The 20948-nt window shown below is 73.4% G+C and carries 18 protein-coding genes and 1 pseudogene; 13 read left to right on the top strand and 6 right to left on the bottom strand.

The window, feature by feature from the left end:
• Position 1: 1 nt before the first annotated feature.
• The 5 genes from FK498_RS08090 to iolG all read right to left on the bottom strand — a co-directional run bounded on the left by FK498_RS08090 (position 2) and on the right by iolG (position 5888).
• A complete protein-coding gene (locus FK498_RS08090) occupies positions 2–2182 on the bottom strand; it encodes an iron ABC transporter permease (protein WP_141853387.1) in 2181 nt (726 codons plus the stop codon).
• A 20-nt stretch (positions 2183–2202) separates the two neighbouring features.
• Positions 2203–3237: an ABC transporter substrate-binding protein gene (locus tag FK498_RS08085; protein WP_141853385.1), complete on the bottom strand. Its 1035-nt coding sequence runs from the start codon at positions 3235–3237 to the stop codon at positions 2203–2205.
• Positions 3238–3316: 79 nt separating this feature from the next.
• Positions 3317–4099: an inositol monophosphatase gene (locus FK498_RS08080; protein WP_141853383.1), complete on the bottom strand. Its 783-nt coding sequence runs from the start codon at positions 4097–4099 to the stop codon at positions 3317–3319.
• The gene (locus FK498_RS08075; RefSeq protein ID WP_141853381.1) at positions 4099–4890 is read right to left on the bottom strand and encodes an SDR family oxidoreductase; all 792 of its coding nucleotides are present in this window, start codon (positions 4888–4890) and stop codon (positions 4099–4101) included. Before FK498_RS08075 ends, FK498_RS08080 begins: the two co-directional genes overlap by 1 nt.
• Positions 4890–5888 carry an inositol 2-dehydrogenase gene (gene iolG / locus FK498_RS08070; protein WP_141853379.1) on the bottom strand — a complete coding sequence of 333 codons (999 nt, stop codon included), beginning with the start codon at positions 5886–5888 and terminating at the stop codon, positions 4890–4892. The genes FK498_RS08075 and iolG overlap by 1 nt, the downstream gene beginning before the upstream one ends.
• Before the next feature lie 81 nt (positions 5889–5969).
• On the opposite strand from iolG, the gene iolD reads away from it, so the two are divergent.
• The 13 genes from iolD to FK498_RS08005 all read left to right on the top strand — a co-directional run bounded on the left by iolD (position 5970) and on the right by FK498_RS08005 (position 20726).
• The gene (gene iolD, locus FK498_RS08065) at positions 5970–7793 is read left to right on the top strand and encodes a 3D-(3,5/4)-trihydroxycyclohexane-1,2-dione acylhydrolase (decyclizing) (RefSeq protein ID WP_141853376.1); all 1824 of its coding nucleotides are present in this window, start codon (positions 5970–5972) and stop codon (positions 7791–7793) included.
• Between the two features lies 1 nt (position 7794).
• Positions 7795–8682 carry a myo-inosose-2 dehydratase gene (gene iolE, locus FK498_RS08060; RefSeq protein ID WP_141853374.1) on the top strand — a complete coding sequence of 296 codons (888 nt, stop codon included), beginning with the start codon at positions 7795–7797 and terminating at the stop codon, positions 8680–8682.
• Positions 8683–8790: 108 nt separating this feature from the next.
• Entirely contained in the window at positions 8791–9621 is an 831-nt protein-coding gene (gene dapF, locus FK498_RS08055; RefSeq protein WP_141853372.1) for a diaminopimelate epimerase, read from the top strand.
• Positions 9618–10862, top strand: a complete 1245-nt coding sequence (gene mtaB / locus FK498_RS08050; protein WP_141853370.1) for a tRNA (N(6)-L-threonylcarbamoyladenosine(37)-C(2))-methylthiotransferase MtaB — start codon at positions 9618–9620, stop codon at positions 10860–10862. Before dapF ends, mtaB begins: the two co-directional genes overlap by 4 nt.
• A 56-nt stretch (positions 10863–10918) precedes the next feature.
• Entirely contained in the window at positions 10919–11866 is a 948-nt protein-coding gene (ftsY, locus tag FK498_RS08045) for a signal recognition particle-docking protein FtsY (RefSeq protein ID WP_141853402.1), read from the top strand.
• A complete protein-coding gene (locus FK498_RS08040) occupies positions 11859–12422 on the top strand; it encodes a DinB family protein (protein WP_141853368.1) in 564 nt (187 codons plus the stop codon). The genes ftsY and FK498_RS08040 overlap by 8 nt, the downstream gene beginning before the upstream one ends.
• 125 nt (positions 12423–12547) lie before the next feature.
• Positions 12548–12754, top strand: a complete 207-nt coding sequence (locus tag FK498_RS08035) for a YdcH family protein (RefSeq protein WP_141853365.1) — start codon at positions 12548–12550, stop codon at positions 12752–12754.
• Positions 12755–12794: 40 nt separating this feature from the next.
• A complete protein-coding gene (gene purE / locus FK498_RS08030; protein ID WP_141853400.1) occupies positions 12795–13256 on the top strand; it encodes a 5-(carboxyamino)imidazole ribonucleotide mutase in 462 nt (153 codons plus the stop codon).
• On the top strand, positions 13249–14391 hold the full coding sequence (locus tag FK498_RS08025; RefSeq protein ID WP_141853363.1) for a 5-(carboxyamino)imidazole ribonucleotide synthase: 1143 nt from the start codon (positions 13249–13251) through the stop codon (positions 14389–14391). Before purE ends, FK498_RS08025 begins: the two co-directional genes overlap by 8 nt.
• Before the next feature lie 41 nt (positions 14392–14432).
• Positions 14433–14993 carry a thermonuclease family protein gene (locus tag FK498_RS08020; RefSeq protein ID WP_141853361.1) on the top strand — a complete coding sequence of 187 codons (561 nt, stop codon included), beginning with the start codon at positions 14433–14435 and terminating at the stop codon, positions 14991–14993.
• A 60-nt stretch (positions 14994–15053) separates the two neighbouring features.
• Complete coding sequence (locus FK498_RS08015) at positions 15054–16463, top strand: amidase (protein ID WP_141853358.1); 1410 nt, start codon at positions 15054–15056, stop codon at positions 16461–16463.
• Between the two features lie 528 nt (positions 16464–16991).
• Positions 16992–18650 carry a hydantoinase B/oxoprolinase family protein gene (locus tag FK498_RS08010; protein ID WP_141853356.1) on the top strand — a complete coding sequence of 553 codons (1659 nt, stop codon included), beginning with the start codon at positions 16992–16994 and terminating at the stop codon, positions 18648–18650.
• Positions 18651–18653: 3 nt separating this feature from the next.
• A complete protein-coding gene (locus FK498_RS08005; protein WP_141853354.1) occupies positions 18654–20726 on the top strand; it encodes a hydantoinase/oxoprolinase family protein in 2073 nt (690 codons plus the stop codon).
• 21 nt (positions 20727–20747) lie between these two features.
• On the opposite strand, the pseudogene FK498_RS19930 reads toward FK498_RS08005, so the two are convergent.
• A pseudogene (locus tag FK498_RS19930) lies at positions 20748–20948 on the bottom strand (hypothetical protein); the annotation flags it as partial.

Genomic DNA, 20948 nt, shown 5'->3' with positions numbered 1-20948 from the left:
GTCAGGCGGTCACCGGAACGGGGGCGGGCTGCATGGCGCCGGCGGGTGCGCGGCGGCCGATCTGCGCGCGGCCGACCAGCTTGTCGATCCCCAGCACCACCGCGAGCATGATCAGGATCAGCACCGAGGAATAGGCGATCGCGAGCGCGATCTCGCCCGCCTCGACCCGTCCGACGATGTAGACGGTCGCGAGGTTGTGGCGTGCGGAGACCAGGAAGATCACCGCCGAGACCGCCGTCATCGCGTGCACGAAGGAATAGGCCAGCGCCGCGATGATGGCGGGGCGCAGCAGCGGCAGGATCACGCGGCGCAAGGTCGCGACCGCGCCGCCGCCCATGGTGGCGGAGGCCTCGTCGAGCGAGCGGTCGATCTGGGCCAGGGCCGCGATCCCTCCGCGCACACCCACCGGCAGGTTCCGGAACACGAAGCAGATCACCAGGATCAGCCCGGTGCCGGTCAGTTCCAGGGGCGGGACGTTGAACGCCATGATGTAGGAGACGCCGACCACGGTGCCGGGGATGGCGAAGGACAGCATCGCCATGAATTCGAGCGTGCGCCGCCCCGGGAAGGACTGCCGCGCCAGCAGCCAGGCGAGCAGGATCCCCAGGCCCGCCGTCAGCGGCGCCGAGATCGCCGCGACCTCGATGGTGGTGAACAGGCTGTCCCAGGCAGCACCCCGGAACACGAGGCCCTGGAACCACTCCACCTCGAAGGCGGTGACGTAGTGCCGCCAGGTGAAGGTCATGTCGCCGCGGCCGATGTCGTGCACGAAGGCGCCGAGCATGATGATCGCGTAGACGATCGCGGTGAACGCCATCCACGGGAAGGCGACCGCGCCGCAGGCGATCGCGAGGCCGCGCGGCAAGGGGGTGGGCACGCCAGCATCGCCCTTGCCCGTCACGGTGACGTAGCGGCGCCTGCCGAGCCAGGCGGTCTGGAGCGCGAAGGCGCCCAAGGTGAGGCCGAGCAGCAGCAGGGCGAGGGCCGCGGCGCGCCCGGGATCGTGCCGCGCGCCGGCGATCGCGAAGAAGATCCGCGTCGCCAGCACGTCGAAATCCCCGCCCAGCACCAGCGGGTTGCCGAAGTCCGAGAGGCTCTCGACGAAGCCGAGCAGGAACGCGGCGGCGAGGCCCGGGCGCAGCAGCGGCCAGGTGACGGTGCGGAACACGGTGAAGCGCCGCGCGCCCATGGTGGAGGCCGCCTCCTCCAGGCTCGGCGCGATCTGCCGCACGGCGCCTTCGAGCAGCAGATAGGCGATCGGCGTGAAGGCGAGCAGCTGCGCGAGCAGCACGCCGGGCAATCCGTAGATCCAGCGCGAGCGCGGGATGCCGAGCAGCGCGCTCAGCGCCTCGGTCACCATGCCGGTGCGGCCGAACAGCACGATCAGCGACAGGCTCACCACGAAGGGTGGCGTGATCAGCGGCAGGATCGCGAGCGCGCGGAACGCCCCGCCGAGATGCAGCTTGGCGCGTGCGGCGAGCAGCGCGAAGGCAAGCCCGAGCAGGGTCGAAAGCACGCCCGTCAGCGTCGCCAGCGCCAGGGTGTTCCACACCACGCCGCAGCCGAGCGAGCCCGTCACGCAGGCGAGGCTCCAGGCCTCGGGCGCGGCGAACCTTCCGACCAGCGCGCCGGGCGCGATCTTGCCGTCCTCGATCGCGGCGGCCGAGAGGATGGTCAGCAGCGGGGCGAACACGAACAGGATCAGCAGGGCCGCGCTGCCGGTCACCAGGAAGGCGACGAAGGCATCGCCGCCGAAACGGCCCCGTGCGGCGAGCCCGGCGGCGAGCAGCCCGGCAGCACCGGTCAGCAGCGCGGTCGCACCCCAACCGAGCGCCGGCTGGGTTGCATCCGCGCCGACGAAGGGCGCGGCGATGCTCCACACCGTCCCCGGCAGGCCGATCGCCCAGCCTTGCAGGAACACCCAGGCGATCGCGGCCGCACCGCACGCGACCAGCATCCGCCCCTCCGCGCGTCGCCCGAGCAGCGCCGGCGCGCAGGCGAGCAGGATCAGCGGCAGCGGCCAGAGCCACCACGCCTCCCCGCGCGCGAGCAACAGGACGAGCGGCGCCGCCTCGCCCGCAGGCCAGGTCGTGAAGCCGCTGTCCGGACCGTACCAGGGCGGGATCAGCAGACCGAGCGCCGCGCAGACCAGGGCCGCGCGCGCGAGGCTCAGCGCGCCCACGCGCGCCCCGGCTCAGCGCGTCAGCGTGCGGCCGCGCGGACCTCGCGGTCCCAGCGCGCGAGCAGCCGGTTGCGTTCCGCCGCCGAACCCCAGCGCGCGAAGTCGTAGTCGATCAGCTTGATCGCCTCGAACCGCGGCGCCTGCGGCGGGATCGGCGCGTTGCGGTTGGAGGGGAGCTGGTACGCCTTGGCCTCCGCCCCGATCGCCTGCGCCTCCGGCGACAGCGCCCAGTCGACGAAACGCTTGGCATTGTCGAGGTTGCGCGCGCCGCGGATGATCGACATCGAGCCGATCTCGTAGCCGGTGCCCTCGCACGGGCCCACCAGCTCCACCGGTGCGCCGTTGACCTTCTGCGTCACCGCATCGTGCAGGAAGGTGATGCCGACCAAGGTCTCGCCGGTCGCGGCCGCGCGCGCCGGCGCGGCCCCCGAGCGGGTGTACTGGTTGACGTTGCGGTGCAGCGCCTTGAGATAGGTGAAGGCCGGCTCCTCCCCCATCAGCTGCACGATCGTCGCCAGAAGCGTGTAGGCCGTGCCGGAGGTGTTGGGGTCGGCGACCTGAACCTCGCCGCGGAACTCGGGCTTGGTGAGGTCGGCCCAGCAGCGCGGCGCCTCGATCCGGCGGCGTTGCAGCTCCGGCACGTTGTAGGAGTAGCCGAGCGCGCCGGCATAGATGCCGACGGTGCGGAAATTCGCCTGCTGCGCCTGGCGCACCGCCCAGTCATGCAGCTCCGACAGGCGCGGCGAGCGGTACTCGACGGTCAGGTTCTCCTCGGCCGCCTGCATGTGCGGATCGCCGGTGCCGCCCCACCAGACGTCGCCGCGCGGGTTGGTCGCCTCGGCGCGGATCTGCGTCAGCGTCTCGCCCGAGCTCTTGCGCGTCATCGCGACACGGATGCCGGTGGCGCGCTCGAACGCCGCCATCATCGGCCGGCACCACTCCTCCTGCACCGAGCAATAGACGGTGAGCTGTCCCTGGGCGCGCGCGGACCCCGGCACGAGGGCGGCGAGCGCTCCCGCGAACAGTGCGGCGGCGAAAACGCGTCTGGATGTCATGGTGATCTCCCTGTCCGAGCCGCGCTTGGGTGCCCGGTCTTCTCGGTCGTGGACAGTTAAGTCCCGATGACGTTCCGCCTCAAGCCTGAAGCAGCGCGGCGAGGCGGGCGGCGAGGGCAGGGGCGCCGAAGCCGATCGGGTTGCCGCTGGCGAGCCAGTCGCCGCTGTCGAAATCCGTGGTCCAGCACCCGGCCTCGCGCGCGATCGCCAGCGCCGCCGCCGCGTCCCAGGAGTTGATGTGCAGCTCCAGATAGCCGTCGAGCCGCCCGCAGGCGGTCTCGACGAGTCCAAGGGCGCCGGAGCCGCCGCAGCGCAGTCCCGCACCCGCCGCCATCACCCGTTCGGCGAGGCGGTGGAACCCCGCGAGCGGCGAGCGCAGCGACCAGCCGACCTCGACGATCGCGCGGGTGATGTCCTCGGTCGGCGCGGCGCGGATCGGCGCGCCGTTCAGCGTCGCGCCCGAGCCTTCCGCGCCGGCGAACACCTCCGAGGGCGCGTGGCGCGCCACCGCCCCGGCGACCGCGCGGCCACCGGCCACCAGCCCGACCGAGACGCACCAGCGGTCGCCGCCGCGCGCGAAGTTCGAGGTGCCGTCGATCGGGTCGAGCACCCAGAGCGGACCGTCGCCCGCGACCTCGCCCCCCATCTCCTCGCCGAGCACCGCCTCGCCCGGGAAGAGGGCGCCGAGCCGGTCGCGCAGGAAGCGCTCGGTCGCACCATCGGCCTCTGTCAGGAAGTCCTGCGTGCCCTTCAGGCTCGCAGTGCCGCGGCCCTCGGCGCGCATCCGCGCGGCGAGCGCGGCCGCCTCGGCGGCCAGCCCGGCGGCGATGTCGCGGCGGCGCGCGAGTTCGGCGCGGTCCATCAGTCGTAGGCTCCCATCACGGTCTGGTCGAAGTCGATCAGCGCGCCGGTCATCATCTCGGCGGCGTCCGAGAGCAGATAGACCGCGAGCCCGGCGACGTCGCGCGGGCGGATCAGTCGCCCGAAGGGCTGTGCGGTCTCGGCGCGCGCGAGCCAGTCCGGCGGGCGGCCGTCGCGCGCCTGGATCGCGTGCTCGCCCGGCGTGTCGGTCCAGCCGAGATTGATGCCGTTCACGCGGATCCGGTCGTGCCGCAGCGCGTGCGCGGTGTTCCTGGTCAGGGTCGCGAGCGCGCCCTTCGAGGCGGCATAGGCGGTGAGGTATGGCTGCCCGCCATGGCTCGACATGGTGATGATGTTGACGATCGCGCCCGGGCGGCGCGCGGCCTTGAGCCGGCGCACCACCTCCTGCGTCAGGATGAAGGGCGCGCGCGCGTTCACGGCGAAGAGCAGGTCCCAGAGCGCGACCGGCGTGTCCTCGATCCGGCCGCGATCGGTGAGCCCCGCGGCGTTGACCAGACCGTCGATCGTGCCGAGCGCGGCCTCGGCCTCGGCCACGAGCCGGCGGCAGGCATCCGGGTCGGCGAGGTCGGCAGCGATGGCATGGGCGCGCGTGCCCGCCTCGCGCAGCGACGCGGCCACGGCCTCGGCGCGAGCACCATTGCGGCCGGTGATGCAGATGCCGGTCGCACCCGCCTCGGCGGCCGCGCGCGCGATCCCTTCGCCCACGCCCTGCGAGGAACCTGTCACCAGCACGACCCGGCCGGCGAGCGAGATCGGCGGCAGCGCGGACATCACCCGATCTCCGCGACCGCGACCGGGCGGTGCTCGCGCAGCGACAGGAGCGCGGCCTCGGCGAGCACGAGTGCGGCGCGCGCCTCCCCGGCGCCGACCGGCACCGGCGCGCCCCGCGTCACCGCCTCGATGAAGGCGGCCAGTTCGGCCCGGTACGCCTCGGCATAGCGTTCGAGGAAGAAGTGCAGCGGCTTGTCCCTGCGGACCGAATCGGCATCGGCCTGCTCGACCGTCGTGGGCGTGCGGTTGCCCGCGATCAGCCGGCCGAGACTGCCCAGCACCTCGATGCGCTGGTCGTAGCCGTAGGTGGCGCGGCGGGAATTGTTGATGTGCGCCATGCGGCCGGAGGCGGTGCGCATGAGCACCATGCAGGAGTCGATGTCGCCGAGCGCGCCGACTTCGGGGTCGACCAGCGCGGCGCCGTAGGCGAAGACCTCGACCGGCGCCTCGCCCAGAAGCCAGGCCGCCATGTCGAAGTCGTGGATGGTCATGTCGCGGAACTGCCCGCCGGAGCCCCTCAGGTAGGAGAGCGGCGGCAGGCCGGGATCGCGGCTGGTGACGATCACCTGTTCGACGCTGCCGATCGCGCCGGCCGCCACGCGGCGCTGGAGCTCGGCGAAGGAGGGATCGAAGCGGCGGTTGAAGCCGACCAGCATCGGCACGCCGGCCTGGCGCACGGCCGCGACCGCGGCGTCGGTGCGCGCGAGCGAGAGGTCGATCGGCTTCTCGCAGAAGATCGCCTTGCCGGCCCGCGCCGCGGCGATCACCAGCCCGGCGTGGGTGTCGGTGGAGGAGGCGATGATCACCGCCCCCACCTCGGGATCGGCCAGCGCCTCCTCGGCAGACGAGACGCGCGCGCCGTGCCGGGCCGCCAGCGCCTCGGCCGCGGCGCGGTCCACGTCGATCACGTGGCGCAGCGAGGCGGCCGGGTGCGCGGCCAGGTTGGCGGCATGGATGGCGCCGATCCGGCCGGCGCCGAACTGGGCGAAGTGGAGCATGACGTGACCGGCGACCTCGCTTGCGGGGGCACCATCCATCCGCAACACTTCTGTTCCGTCAACACGGGGAAACGTGACGCGATGGCCACGATCAGGCTGACCGCGGCCGAGGCCGTGGTGCGGTTCCTGGCCGCCCAGGAGACCGAGCTCGACGGACGGCGGGTGCCCCTGTTCGGCGGCGTCTGGGCGATCTTCGGCCACGGCAACGTCGCAGGTCTGGGGCCGGCGCTGCACGCGATGCGGCGGAGGCTGCCGGTTTTCCGCGCGCACAACGAGCAGGCGATGGCGCATGCCGCGATCGCCTATGCCAAGACGCACGCGCGCCGGCGCATGATGGCCTGCACCAGCTCCATCGGGCCCGGGGCGACCAACATGGTCACCGCCGCGGCGGTGGCGCATGTGAACCGCCTGCCGGTGCTGTTCCTGCCGGGCGACGTGTTCGCGAGCCGCCGGCCCGACCCGGTGCTGCAGCAGGTGGAGGATTTCGGTGACGCGACCGTGTCGGCGAACGACTGTTTCCGGCCGGTGAGCCGCTTCTTCGACCGCATCACGCGCCCGGAACAGCTCCTCGCGTCCCTGCCCGCCGCGATCCGCGTGCTGACCGATCCCGCCGAGTGCGGACCCGTCACGCTCGCGTTCCCCCAGGACGTCCAGGCCGAGGCGATCGACTGGCCCGCCGCGTTCTTCCGCCCGCGCCTGCATCGCCCGCGCGCGCCGGCGCCCGATGCGGACGAGCTTGCGGCGGCGGCCGAGGCGCTGCGCGCCGCAAGGCGGCCGTTGATCATCGCCGGAGGCGGGGTGAAGTACGCGCGCGCCGAGGCCGCGCTTGCCGCCTTCGCCACGCGGCATGGCGTGCCGGTCGCCGAGACGCAGGCCGGCAAGGGCAGCCTCGCCTGGGATCATCCGCGCAACGCCGGCGCGATCGGCGTGACGGGCGCGGCATCGGCGAACGCGCTCGCGGCGCGCGCGGATGTGGTGCTCGCGATCGGGACGCGGTTGCAGGATTTCACCACCGGCTCGCGCGCGCTGTTTCCCAGGGCGCGGCTCGTCGCGCTCAATGTCGCGGCGTTCGATGCCGCGAAGCACGGCGCCCTGCCTCTGGTCGCGGATGCCGGGCGCGGGCTCGCATCCCTCGGCGAGGCGCTGAAGGGTTGGGCCGCGCCGAAGCCGTGGCAGGACAACGCGGCGAGCGCGATCGGGCGCTGGCAGCGCACGGTCGATCGCGTCACCGCGCCGCGCGGCGGCACGCCGACGGATGCGCAGGTGCTGGGCGCGGTGAACCGGGCGATGCCTTCGCGCGGCATCGTGGTCTGCGCGGCGGGCGGGTTGCCGGGCGAGCTGCACAAGCTGTGGCGCGCGACCGACAGCGCCTCCTACCACCTCGAATACGGCTACTCCTGCATGGGCTACGAGATCGCCGGCGGGCTGGGGGCGAAGCTCGCCGCACCCGAGCGCGAGGTGGTGGTGCTGGTGGGCGACGGCAGCTACCTGATGCTGAACAGCGAGATCGCGACCTCGGTGGCGCTGGGGGCGAAGCTGACGATCGTGGTGCTGGACAATCGCGGCTTCGGCTGCATCCACCGCCTGCAGACGGCGACCGGCGGGGCCGCGTTCAACAACCTCCTGGACGGCGCGCCTTCGGTCGATCTCGCCGCGCATGCGCGGAGCCTCGGGGCCGAGGCGATCCGCTGCGAGGACGTGCCGGCCCTGGAGGCCGCGCTGCCGCGGGCCTTCAAGGCGAAGCGGACGACGGTGCTGGTGATCGGGACGGACCCCGGGCGCGGCACGTCGGAGGGCGGGGCCTGGTGGGACGTGCCGGTGACGGAGGTGCCGCGCGACGAGGCGCAGGCCGCGGCACGCGCGGCGTGGGAGCGCGGGCGGCAGCGGCAGCGGGCGGGGGGCTGAGATGGCGGTGCGCTTGGGGATCAACCCGCTGACGTGGACCAACGACGACATGCCGGAGCTCGGCGCGGAGACGCCGCTGGAGACGTGCCTCGCGGAGGCGCGGCTTGCCGGGTTCGAGGGGGTGGAGCTCGGCAACAAGTTCCCGCGCGATCCGGCGGTGCTGCGGCCGCTCCTCGCGCGGCATGGGCTGGCGCTGGTGTCGGGCTGGTACGGCTCGCGGCTCCTGGAGCGCGACGTCGATGCCGAGATGGCGGCGGCCGAGGCGCATGTCGCGCTGCTGGCCGCCCTCGGCTGCCGGGTGATGGTGCATGCGGAGGTGACGGGGACGGTGCACGGGTCGCGCGACGTGGCGCTGTCACGGCGGCCGGTGCTGGACGGGGCGGGGTGGGAGCGGCTGGCGGCGCGGCTCTCGGAGATGGGGCGGCGCCTTGCGGCACGCGGGCTGGCGCTCGCGTATCACCACCATATGGGCACGGTGATCCAGACCGAGGCGGAGGTGGACCGGCTGATGGCCCTGACGGGGCCGGAGGTCGGGTTGCTTCTGGACACCGGGCATCTGACGTTCGCCGGCGGCGATCCGGCGGCGGTGGCGCGGCGGCATGCGGGCCGGGTGGTGCATGTGCACTGCAAGGACGTGCGGGCGGATGTGCTGGCGGAGGCGCGGGCGCGCGACCTGAGCTTCCTGGAGGCGGTGCTGGCGGGGGTGTTCACGGTGCCGGGCGATGGGTGCGTGGACTACCGTGCGGTGCTGGCCCCTGTGGCGGCGGCGGGGTATGCGGGGTGGCTGGTGGTGGAGGCGGAGCAGGACCCGGCGAAGGCCCATCCGCTGACCTATGCGCGGATGGGCCATGCGAACCTGCAGGCGCTGGCCGAGGCGTTCTGGCGCTGAGTTAAGGGGTTCCAAGGGCCAATGGCCCTTGGCGGGGGTGCAGGGGGCGGAGCCCCCTGCGTTGCTCTGCATTGTGTCGGGGCTGTCCTGGCGCCTATATGCGGCCCCATGACCGCCTTCCGGAAGATGCACGGGCTGGGCAACGACTTCGTCGTGTTCGACGCCCGGCGGGATGCCGTCGCGCTCGGCGCGGCGGTGGCGCGCGCGGTGGCGGATCGTCGGCGCGGGATCGGCTGCGACCAGGTGATCGTGATCGAGCCGCCGAAGGAGCCCGGCACGGTCGCCTGGATGGGCATCGTCAACGCGGACGGGTCGCTCGCGGGGGCGTGCGGCAACGCGACGCGCTGTGTGGCCGACCTGCTCCTGCGCGAGACCGGCGCCGAGACGGTGGCGATCGGCTCGCCGGGTGGCGTGTTGCGGGCTTCGCGCGCGCCGGGTGGGCTGGTGGCGGTGGACATGGGGGCGCCCCGTTTCGGCTGGGCCGAGATCCCGCTCGCGCGCGCGGTGGACACGCTGCATCTGCCGCTCGCGCGCGAGGGTGTGGCGGATCCCGCCGCGTGCAGCATGGGCAATCCGCACGCGACCTTCTTCGTCGCGGACGTGGCGGCGCTGGACATCGCGCGGCTCGGCCCGTCGCTGGAGACGGACCCGCTGTTCCCCGAGCGGGCGAATATCGGCTTCGCGGAGGTGCTCGCTCCGGACCTGATCCGGCTGCGGGTGTGGGAGCGCGGCGCTGGGCTGACGCTCGCCTGCGGCACGGGGGCGTGCGCGGCGCTCGTGAACGCGCATCGGCGCGGGCTTGCCGGGCGGTCGGCGACGCTGATGCTGGACGGCGGCGAGCTCGGGATCGAGTGGGGCGAGGACGGGCGGGTGACGATGACCGGCCCGGCCGAGGAGTCGTTCCGCGGCGAGCTCGATCTCGGGGCGCTCGCGGCATGAAGCCGCGCGTCCTCAATTTCGGCTGCCGGCTGAACACGGTGGAGGGCGAGGTGATCCGCGCCCACCTCGCGGCGGCGGGCGCGGACACGATCGTGGTGAACACCTGCGCGGTGACGGCGGAAGCAGAGCGCCAGGCGCGCCAAGCGGTCCGGCGGCTCAGGCGCGAGCACCCTTCCGCGCGCATCGTGGTCACCGGCTGCGCGGCGCAGATCCGGCCCGAGGCGTGGGCGGCGATGCCGGAGGTCGATCGCGTGGTCGGCAACCAGGAGAAGCTGGAGGCGGCGACCTGGGCGGCGACGGACGCGCCGCGCGTGGCGGTCGCCGACATCATGGCGGCGCGCGAGACGGCCGGGCATCTCGTGACCGAGTTCTCGGCCCGCGCGCGCGCCTTCGTGCAGGTGCAGGCGGGATGCGACCATCGCTGCACCTTCTGCATCATCCCCTACGGACGCGGCCCCTCGCGCAGCGTGCCGATCGGCGAGGTGGTGCGCCAGGTGCGCGCGCTCGTGGCGCGCGGCTACCGGGAGGTGGTGCTGACGGGGGTGGACATCACCGCCTACGGACCCGACCTGCCCGGCAGCCCGAGCCTCGGCCAGATGGTACGGCGCCTCCTGTCGCTGGTGCCGGACCTGCCGCGGCTGAGGCTGTCCTCGCTCGATCCGGTGGAGATCGACGAAGACCTGTGGCGGCTGATCGCCGAGGAGCCGCGGCTGATGCCGCATCTGCATCTCTCGGTGCAGGCGGGCGACGATCTGATCCTGAAGCGGATGAAGCGGCGGCACCTGCGCGCGGACGTGATCCGCGTGGCGGAGCGCGCGCGGCGGCTGCGGCCGGACATGGCGTTCGGTGCCGACCTGATCGCCGGGTTCCCGACCGAGACGGAGGCGATGGCGGCAAACACGCGCGCGCTGGTCGAGGAGGCGGGGCTGACCTTCCTCCACGTGTTCCCCTTCAGTGCGCGCGACGGCACCCCGGCGGCACGCATGCCGCAGCTTCCCCGCGCGCTGATCCGCGAGCGCGCCGCAGCACTGCGCGCGCTCGGCGCACGGATGGCGCGCGCGTTCTACGCCGCGCGCGTCGGCAGCGAAGCCGATCTGCTCGCGGAGCGCGAGACCGGCGAGGGCCACACCGAGCACTTCGCCCCCGCGCGGCTGGTCGCGGGCCGGATCGCGCCCGGTGCGATCGGGCGCGTGCGCATCGCCGCGGCGAACGACGACGGGCTGCTGGCGGAGGCGGTATAGTGGCGCTCAGGGATCTGTTCCGGCGTGGCCCGGCGCCGGCCGCGCCCGCCCCGCCATTGCCCGAGGAGGAGCGGCGCGGCTTCCTCGGCCGGCTCAAGGCCGGGCTTGCGCGCTCCTCGGCCAGGATCGGCGAGGGCCTCGCGTCGCTGTTCCGCAAGCGGCGGATGGACGACGCGGCGCTCGACGAGCTCGAGGAGCTGCTGATCGCGGCCGATCTCGGCGCGGCGGCGGCGAAGCGGATCGTCGACCGGTTCCGCATCGCCCGCTTCGGCGAGGAGGTGACCGACCTGCAGCTGCGCGAGGCGATCGCCGACGAGATCGCCGCGATCCTGGCCCCGATCGCGGTGCCGCTGGTGCCCGATCCGGCGCGCGCGCCGCATGTCGTGCTGGTCGTGGGCGTCAACGGCACCGGCAAGACCACGACCATCGCCAAGCTCGCCTCCCTCTGGGCCGGGCAGGGGCTCCGGCCCATGCTGGTTGCGGGCGACACGTTCCGTGCCGCGGCCGTCCAGCAGCTCCAGATCTGGGGCGAGCGCACCGGCTGCCCGGTGGTCGCGGGCGCGCCGGGCGCGGATGCCGCCGGGCTCGCCTACGATGCGCTGGCGCGCGCGAGGGCCGAGGGTGCGGATGTGCTGCTGATCGACACGGCCGGGCGGCTGCACAACAAGGCCGATCTGATGGCCGAGCTCGGCAAGATCGTGCGCGTGATCCGCAAGCTCGACCCGACCGCGCCCCACTCGGTTCTGCTGGTGCTGGACGCGACCACCGGCCAGAATGCGCTGCAGCAGGTCAAGGTGTTCGGCGAGATGGTGGACGTCACCGGGCTCGTGGTCACCAAGCTCGACGGTTCGGCCAAGGGCGGCATCGTGGTGGCGCTGGCCGAGGCCTGCGGACTGCCGGTGCACGCGGTCGGCGTGGGCGAGACGGCCGAGGATCTGCGCCCCTTCGACCCGCGCGACTTCGCCCGCTCGCTGGTCGGGCTGGACGAGCGGGCGGATGGCTGAGCTGGCACTCGTCCATCTGCGGGCCCAGGCGCGCAACAACGCCTGGGCGAACCACCGGCTGCTGGACGTGGTGGCGCGGCTCTCCCAGGCCGAGTTCGAGGCGAAGCGCACCGGGTTCTTCCCCAGCCTCCGCGCGACCCTGAACCACATCTTGGTGATCGACCGGTTCTACGTCGATGCCCTCGAGGGCGGCACGCTGGGGCCGGCGGCCTGGGCCGACCCGGAGCCGTGCCGGACCGCGGCGGAGCTCCAGGCGGCGCAGCGCGAGGTCGATCGGCGGCTGATCGCGGTCTGCGACGCGCTCACCGCCGAGTCGGTGCTCGGCATCACCCGGGTGCACCGCGGCAGCCGGGTGCAGGAGGAGCGCACGGACCGGCTGCTCCTGCACCTGTTCCAGCACGACATCCACCATCGCGGCCAGGCCCATGCCATGCTGTCGGGCACGGCGGAGAAGCCGCCGCAGCTCGACGAGTTCTACTCTGCGGGCGAGGCGGAGCTCAGGGCCGCGGAGTTCGCGGCTCTCGGCTTCAGCGAGGAGGGGATCTGGCGAGGATGAGCGGGCGCGATGGGAAGGACGTGGCCGGACCGGCCCCATTTCGCTTGAACCCTGGCCTGCACCCGGCGTATTCCGGCCTCGGCCCGCCCCGCGGGGCGGACGGCCACAGCGGGGATTCGCCCTGGATGACGACCGACGATCGCGAGGCGCTGCTCGCCAGGCTGAACGAGCTTCGCATCGAGCATCGCGATCTGGACACGGTGATCGCACGGCTCGCGACCGGCGGCCCGGCCGACCAGATCCACATCGCCCGGCTGAAGAAGCGCAAGCTGAAGCTGAAGGACGAGATCGCCTGGATCGAGAACAGGCTGATCCCGGATATCATCGCCTAGGGTCCTCGGCGTGCCGGTCTCTCCTCTCGTCGGCGTCATCATGGGCAGCCGATCGGACTGGCCGACCCTGCGCCATGCCGCCGAGACGCTCGACGAGCTCGGCATCGCGCACGAGGCGCGCGTGGTCTCGGCGCACCGCACGCCGAGGCGGCTCTACGACTACGCCGCGCAGGCGGCCGGTCGCGGGCTGAAGGTGATCATCGCCGGCGCAGGGGGGGCTGCGCATCTGCCCGGCATGACCGCGGCGATGACCGCGCTGCCCGTGCTCGGCGTGCCGGTGACCTCGCAGGCGCTGAACGGGGTCGATTCGCTCCTCTCGATCGTGCAGATGCCGGCGGGGATCCCGGTCGGCACGCTCGCGATCGGCAAGGCGGGCGCGATCAACGCCGCGCTGCTCGCCGCAGCGATCCTGGCGCTCTCGGATGCCGCGCTGGCGCAGCGCCTTGCCGCCTATCGCGCCGCCCAGACCGAGGCCGTGCCCGAGCTGCCCGCCGATGCCTGACCCCCTCGCGCCCGGTGCCACGATCGGCATCATGGGCGGCGGCCAGCTCGGCCGCATGCTCGCGGTCGCCGCCGCGCGGCTCGGCTACCGCGCCCATGTCTTCACGCCCGAAGCCGGTTCGCCCGCAAGCCTGGTCTCGGCCGAGACCACGGTCGCGTCCTATGACGACCGTGACGCGCTCGCCCGCTTCGCCGAGCGCGTGGACGTGGTGACCTTCGAGTTCGAGAATGTCGGCCTCGACGCCTTCGAGGTGGTCGAGGCGCGCGTGCCGATCCGCCCGGCGCGCCGCGTGCTGGCGATCGCGCAGGACCGGATCGCCGAGAAGACGTTCCTGAACGGCATCGACGTGCCGACCGCGCGCTGGGCGCCGATCCGCGGCCGCGAGGAGGTGGCGGCGGCGCTCGAGACGGTCGGGCTGCCGGCCGTCGTGAAGACCGCGCGTTTCGGCTATGACGGCAAGGGGCAGACGGTGGTGCGCGCGGAGGACGAGATCGCGCCCGCCCTCGCGCGCCTCGCCCCGCCCGCCCGGCCGTTCCCGACGCTGATCGCCGAGGCCTTCGTGCCCTTCGCGCGCGAGGTCTCGGTGCTGGTCGCGCGCGATCCGGCGGGCAATGTCGCCACCTTCGACGTGGTGGAGAACCGCCACCGCGGCGGCATCCTCGACCTTTCGATCGCGCCGGCGCGGATCGATGTCGCGACCGCCGCGACGGCGCGCCGCTACGCCCTCGCCGTTGCCGAGGCCTTCGCGCTCGAAGGACTGATCTGCATCGAGTTCTTCGTCACCGGCCCGGGCGAGGTGCTGGCGAACGAGATCGCGCCCAGGCCGCACAACTCCGGCCACTGGACCATCGAGGCCTGCGCGGTCAGTCAGTTCGAGCAGCAGGTGCGGGCGATCTGCGGCCTGCCGCTCGGCGATCCGGCGCGGCATGCGGATGCGCTGATGAAGAACCTGATCGGCGCGGAGATCGCGGCTCTGCCGGCGCTGCTCGCGACACCGGGTCTGATCCCGCACCACTACGGCAAGACCGAAACGCGCCCGGGCCGGAAGATGGGCCACGTGACGCGGCTCTATCCGCTGCACGGCCTGCCGGACGAGGCGGGGATCGCGGCGGCGTTCGCGCCCGCGCTCGCCTGACGGAAACCCGGCGTTCACCGAAGGGGTGGAGTCTCCGCACCATGTTCGGCGTTCGCTTCCTCGCGCGCCGCCTGCGCCGCTTCGGCCCGCGTGCCCCGTTCCGCCCGCTGCGGCGGACTTGGCTGGTGCTGGCGATCGGCGTCGCCGTGCTGGCGGTCGCCGTGGGGCCCGCATCGCACCTGCTCACCGGCGGCCCGACCTGGATCGGCCCGGCCTCGGTGATCGACGGCGACACGATCGAGATCGAGCGCCAGAGGATCCGCCTGCACGGCATCGACGCGCCGGAGTCCGACCAGGTCTGCGAGCGCGACGGCCGGCCGTGGCACTGCGGCGCGGAGGCGGCGGCGGCGTTGCGCGCGCGCATCCGCGGCCACGTCCTGACCTGCCGCGAGATCGAGCGCGACCGCTTCGGTCGCGCGGTCGCGCGCTGCCGGGCGGGCGGGCAGAGCGTGAACGCCTGGATGGTGCGCGAGGGCCTTGCCGTCGCCTATCTGCGCTACTCCTTCGCCTATCTGCCGGAACAGATCGAGGCGTGGTGGCACGGGCGCGGCCTCTGGGCCGGCCGGTTCGTGCACCCGGAGGACCACCGCCATCGGCGCTGATCCGGTTTGCGCGCAGCCGTGATCCGCGCGAGGCTGCGCGCCGGACTGAGGGAGGAGCCGATGGATTCCGCCACGCGCCAGCGCTATTCGCCCGCGACCTTCCGTCCACTCACCTTCCATGACGCGGTGCCGCGGTTCCGCGACGGCAGCGACTCGCCGCGCGCCTATCTGGAACGCTGCCTCGCGGCGATCGAGGCGCGTGAGCCCGAGGTGAAGGCGTGGGTGACGCTGAACATCGAGGGCGCGCGCAGGGCCGCCGACGCCGCGAGCGCGCGCTGGAGGGCGGCCCGGCCGCTCTCGGCGATCGACGGCATGCCGGTCGGCATCAAGGACCTGTTCGAGACCAGGGACATGCCGACCGAGATGGGCAGCCCGCTGTTCAAGGGGAACAATCCCGGGCGCGACACTGCGCATGTGCGCGCGCTGCGCGAGGCCGGCGCCGTGGTGCTCGGCAAGACGGTGACGACCGAGCTCGGCATGAGCCACCCCGGCCCGACCACCAACCCGTTCGATCCGACGCGCACGCCGGGCGGATCGTCGTCGGGTTCGGCGGCGGCGGTCGGCGCGGGCATGGTGCCGGCGGCGATCGGCAGCCAGGTGGTGGGCAGCGTGATCCGTCCGGCGAGCTTCTGCGCCAACTGGGCGATCAAGCCGACCATCGGCGCATTGAACCGCGGCGAGCGCCAGGGGCTGTCGCACTCGCATCTCGGCGTGCATGCGGGCTCGGCCCAGGACATGTGGCAGGTCGCGATCGAGATCGCGCTGCGCGCCGGCGGCGATCCCGGCCAGCCCGGGCTCTACGGCGCGTCCGTGCCACCCGCACCGGCCAGACCCGGCCGACTGGTGGTGCTGCACGGCGAGGGCTGGGCGAAGACCGGGGCGGCGACGCGCGAGGCTTTCGACCGCGTGCTCGCCGCGCTCAGGGCCGAGGACGTGACGATCCTCGAGCCCGGCGCGCACCCTCTGGTCGATGCCTTCGAGGCGGCGATCGGCGACGCGATGGCGCTGACGCGCGACATCTGCGCCTACGAGATGCGCTGGACGATCGAGAACCTGGTCGACAAGCATCCGGGCGGCATCAGCGACAGCCTGATGGCGCGGCTCAGGCTCGGCCGCACAATCACGCTCGATGCCTATCGCGACCTGTTGCGCCGCCGTGCCGAGGCGCGCGCGCGGCTTGCCGCCCTCGCGCCCGTCGCGGAGGCGGCCATCGCGCCGGCCGCGCTCGGCCCCGCGCCGAAGCTCGGCGACACCGGCGGCAGCCAGGGCGAGATCCTCCACACCACCGGCGATCCCTCCTACAACGCCGCCTCCTCGATCCTGGGCGCGCCGACGGTGACGGTGCCCGTGATGGCCGTCGGCGGGATGCCGGTCGGCGTGCAGGTGATGGGCCAGCACCACATGGACGAGCGCGTGGTGGCGATCGCGCGCTGGCTCGCGCAGGCGGCGGGTGCGGTGGAGATCGGCTAGGGGCGATCGCCCGGCCGCCGCCGACCGCCGGATCGCGCAGCCGCGTCAGCAGCGCGCCGTCGGGCGCGAACACCACGATCGCGACGGACACCGGCACCAGGAGCGGCGGCAGCAGGATCGCGCAGGCGCCGTGGCCGACGCCGCAGCTCTCGACGCCCATGGCCTCGAGGGTGCCGGTGCGGGTCGGCGTGAGCCAGACATGGGTGACCATGCCCGGGCCAAGTCCATCGGGCGTGGAACTTCGGCACGTCGACATGGTGCAGCTCGTCGATCGCGCGCATCGGTACCCTCACGGCACGGCCGGCAGGTTCAGGTCGCCGCACGCGGCGATCACGTCGTCCTGCCCGGCGGGTTCGGCGGGAGCGAGGCGGTGGGGGTGTCGGGCCCGATCAGGCGGACCTCCGCGGCGGCGGACGTCCATCCCGCCCCGCACTTGGCCACGGCCGCGGGATGTCGGAACCTCCCCTGCCGCGCCGCCTCGCCCGGCCCGCCGCGCCCGTTCCTTGCCCGAGACCGGAGGATCGCCCGATGACCGTGATCGACCCCGTCACCGTCTCCGTCGTGCAGCATCGCCTGCACGCGATCGTCGAGGAGATGGGCGAGGCGATGCTGCGGACCTCCTACTCGCAGATCCTCAATTCGAGCCGCGACTTCTCGACCGCGCTCGCCGACGCCGAGGGGCGGCTGATCGCCCAGGCCGAGCACGTGCCGATCCATGTCGGCGCGCTGCCCTGGGCGGTGCGCTCGGTGCACGACTACTTCCGCGGCCGGATCAACCCGGGCGACGTGTTCCTGCTGAACGACCCCTATCGCGGCGGCAACCACCTGCCCGACCTGACCGCCTTCGTGCCCGTGTTCGATGGCGATCGGCTTGCCTTCTGGTCGATCAACCGGTCGCACCAGAGCGACATCGGCGGTGCCACCCACGGTGCCTACAACCCGGCTGCGAAGGAGATCTGGCAGGAGGGGCTCCGCGTGCCGCCGCTCCGGCTCTACGACCGCGGTCGGCTGATCGACGACGTCAACGAGCTCCTGGTGCTGAACGTGCGCCATCCGCGCGACTTCCGCGGCGACCTCGCGGCGATGATCGGCTCGGCACGCGTCGGCGAACGCCGGCTCCAGGCATTGCTCGCCGAGTTCGGCTCGGCGACCACGCACGCCGCGATCGAGGCGGTGCTGGACGGGGCGGAGCGCCAGGTGCGTGCGGTGATCGCCGCCTGGCCCGACGGCGTCTATTACGGCGAGGCGATGATCGACGACGACGGGCACCGCTTCAGGGACATCCACATCCGCGCGAAGGTCACCAAGCGCGGCAGCGATCTCGAGGTCGACCTCTCCGACAGCCACGAGGAGGTGGACGGCTTCATCAACTCCTCCTGGCCGAACACCTACTCCGCGGTGGTGGTCGCGCTCTCCTATCTGATCGACCCCGAGACGCCGAAGAACGACGGCGCGTTCCGCCCCGTCAAGGTGATCGCACGCGAAGGCACGATCGTGCATCCGCGGCCCGGCAAGCCGGTCACGCTCTGCACCAACTGCGCCGGCCAGGAGATTCTCGAAGCCGTGATCAAGGCGCTCGCCCCGGCCTGTCCGGACCGCGCCATGGCCGGCTGGGGGCGGCGGTTCCGGATCGCCATCCAGGGGGTCGATCCGCGCACCCGGCGCCCCTTCATCTGGCACCTGTTCCAGGCGCGGCCCGGCGGCGGCGCCTCGCCGGCGGGCGACGGCTGGCCCGGTGCGGGCGAGTGGCAGGCGGCAGGCGGCATCAAGTTCGGCAGCATCGAGGTCGCCGAGGTGCGCTTCCCGCTGTTCTTCCGCCGTCACGAGTTCCGCCCGGACTCCGGCGGCGACGGCAGGTATCGCGGCGGGCCCGGCGGGGATCTCGAATTCGCGGTCGAGGTGGCCGAGCCTGCGGTCGCGAACACGGCCGGCGACGGCGTGAAGTACGGCGCCTGCGGCATCCGCGGCGGCAGGGACGGCGCGCCGCACCACTATGTCCTGCGCTCCGCCGGCCAGCCGGACCGCCCCCTCAGGACCAAGGAGGTCGGCATCGTCATCCGCCCGGGCGACGTGATCGTGGCGAGGTCGGGCGGCGGCGGAGGCTGGGGCGATCCGGCGGAGCGCGAACCGGAGGCGCGCGCGCGCGACCTCGCGCGCGGCTTCGTCTCGGTCGGGGAGGGGCGCTGAGCGATGTCCTGGCGCATCGGCATCGATGTCGGCGGCACCTTCACCGACCTCGTCGCGGTGGACGATGCCGGGCGCATCGTCCACACCAAGGCGGCCTCGACGCCCGCGGACCAGTCGATCGGCGTGATGGACGGGCTCGCGCTGCTTGCCGAGGCGCTGGGCATCGGGATGGCGGCGATGCTCGCCGACACCGAACGGATCGTCCACGGCACGACGGTGGCGACGAACGCGCTGCTCGAACGCAAGGGTGCGCGCGTCGGCCTGCTCAGCACCGAGGGCCATATCGACATCCTGGAGATGCGCGAGGGGCTGAAGGACGACCGCTACAACCTGCGCCTGCCGCCGCCCGAGCCGCTGGTGCCGCGCGACCTGCGCCTCGGTGTGGCCGAGCGGATCCGCTGCGACGGCCGGGTCGAGACCGCGCTCGATACGGCCTCGCTGGCGCGGGCGATCGGCACGCTGAAGGCGAGGGGCGTGGAGGCTGTCGCGATCTGCTACCTGCACAGCTACCGCGATCCGACGCATGAGCGCATGACCGCCGAGGCGGTGCGCGCCGCGATGCCGGACTGCTACGTCTCGATCTCCTCGGAGGTGCTGCCGCAGATCAAGGAATACGAGCGCACCTGCACCACCGTGGTGAACGCCTATGTCGGGCCGGCGCTCGAACGCTACCTCCGGCGCCTGGAGGCGCGCCTGCGCGAGGTCGGCTATGCCGGACCGCTGCTGATCATCCAGTCGCATGGCGGGGTCGCGACGGTCGCGGATGCGGTGCGCCTCGCCGCCGGGGCGGTGCTCTCGGGGCCGGCCGGCGGCGTGGCGGGCAGCCGGCACGTCGCGCGGCTGATCGGCCATGGCGACCTGATCCCCTTCGACATGGGCGGCACGAGCACCGACATCTCGCTGATCAGCGGCGGCGAGGCGGCGATCGCCTCGGACCGGCGCTTCGCCGGGCAGCGCGTCGGCCTGCAGAGCCTCGACATCGTCTCGATCGGCGCCGGCGGCGGCTCGATCGCGCGCGTCGATGCCGGCGGCGTGCTCCATGTCGGGCCGGAGAGCGCGGGCGCGATGCCGGGCCCGGCCTGCTACGGCCGCGGCGGCACGGCGGCGACCGTGACCGATGCGAACCTGGTGTTGGGCTATCTGGATGCGGAGAACTTCCTCGGCGGACGCGCCCGGCTCGACACGCGGGCGGCGCAGGCGGCCGTGGACCGCATCGCCGCCGCGCTCGGCGTCGATCGCATGACCGCGGCCGAGGGGATCCACCGCGTCGTCAATACCCGCATGGCGGAGGGCGTGCGGCTCGTCTCGGTGCGGCGCGGGATCGATCCGCGACGCTTCGCGCTGCTCTCCTTCGGCGGCGCGGCGGGGCTGCACGTCACCGAGATCGCACGCCAGCTCGATCTGACCCGCGTGGTGGTGCCGCGCCTTGCCGCGGTGCTCTCGGCCTGGGGCATGCTGGCCACCGATCTGCGCTACGAACTTGCGCGCACCCATGTGGGCGATGCCAGCACGCTCGCTGCCGAGGACATCCTGCGCCTCTACGGCGAGATGGAGGAGGAGGGACGCGCGCGCCTGGCGGCTGCGCGCTTCGAGGGACCGGTGCAAGTGCGCCGCTCGGCCGACATGCGCTACGGCGAGCAGATCTTCGAGATCCCGGTCGAGCTCGATGGGCTGGACTGGTCCGCGCCGGATCTCGTGGCGCGCATGGCGGAGGCATTCCACGCGCACCACGAGGCCCTCTACACCTACGCGCTGCGCGACCAGGAGGCCGTGCTGGTGAATGCCCGCGTCGCGGTGATCGGCGCCCTGCCGTCGCTGCCCGCGGAGCCGCCGCGTGCGCCGGCCGGAGCGGCGCCCCCGCGCGGGCATCGGCGCATCCATCTCGGCGCGTGGCAGGACGTGCCGGTGTTCGCCCTGGAGGATCTCGCTGCCGGACAGGTCCTGCACGGCCCCGCGGTCGTGGAGTCCAGCACCACCACGGTGCTGCTGCGCGCGGGGGACCGGGCGGAGGTGACGCCGCTCGGCTGGCTGGACATCGCCGTCGCCCGGCGCGGCGAGGCGGCCCACGCAGCGTGAGATCGCCCTTCCGCCGGCGCGCTACATCCTGAGCCGCCACTCCTCGGTCGCGCCGCGGCTCAGCAGCCCCTCGACGAGCATCGCGGGGGTCGCCCGTCCGGCGAGCAGATCGGCGACGGCGGCGGCGATCGAGACCTCGCCGTAGTGCAGGCCGCCCGCGAGCACGTTGCGCACGGTGGTGCCGCCGCCCTTGCTGGTCAGGATGCCGGTGATGTTGACGCC

The sequence above is a fragment of the Elioraea sp. Yellowstone genome, assembly GCF_006704265.1.
Classification (GTDB): domain Bacteria; phylum Pseudomonadota; class Alphaproteobacteria; order Acetobacterales; family Acetobacteraceae; genus Elioraea.
Note: the sequence above shows the minus strand (reverse complement) of the source record. Positions and strands in the feature narration are given on the sequence as shown.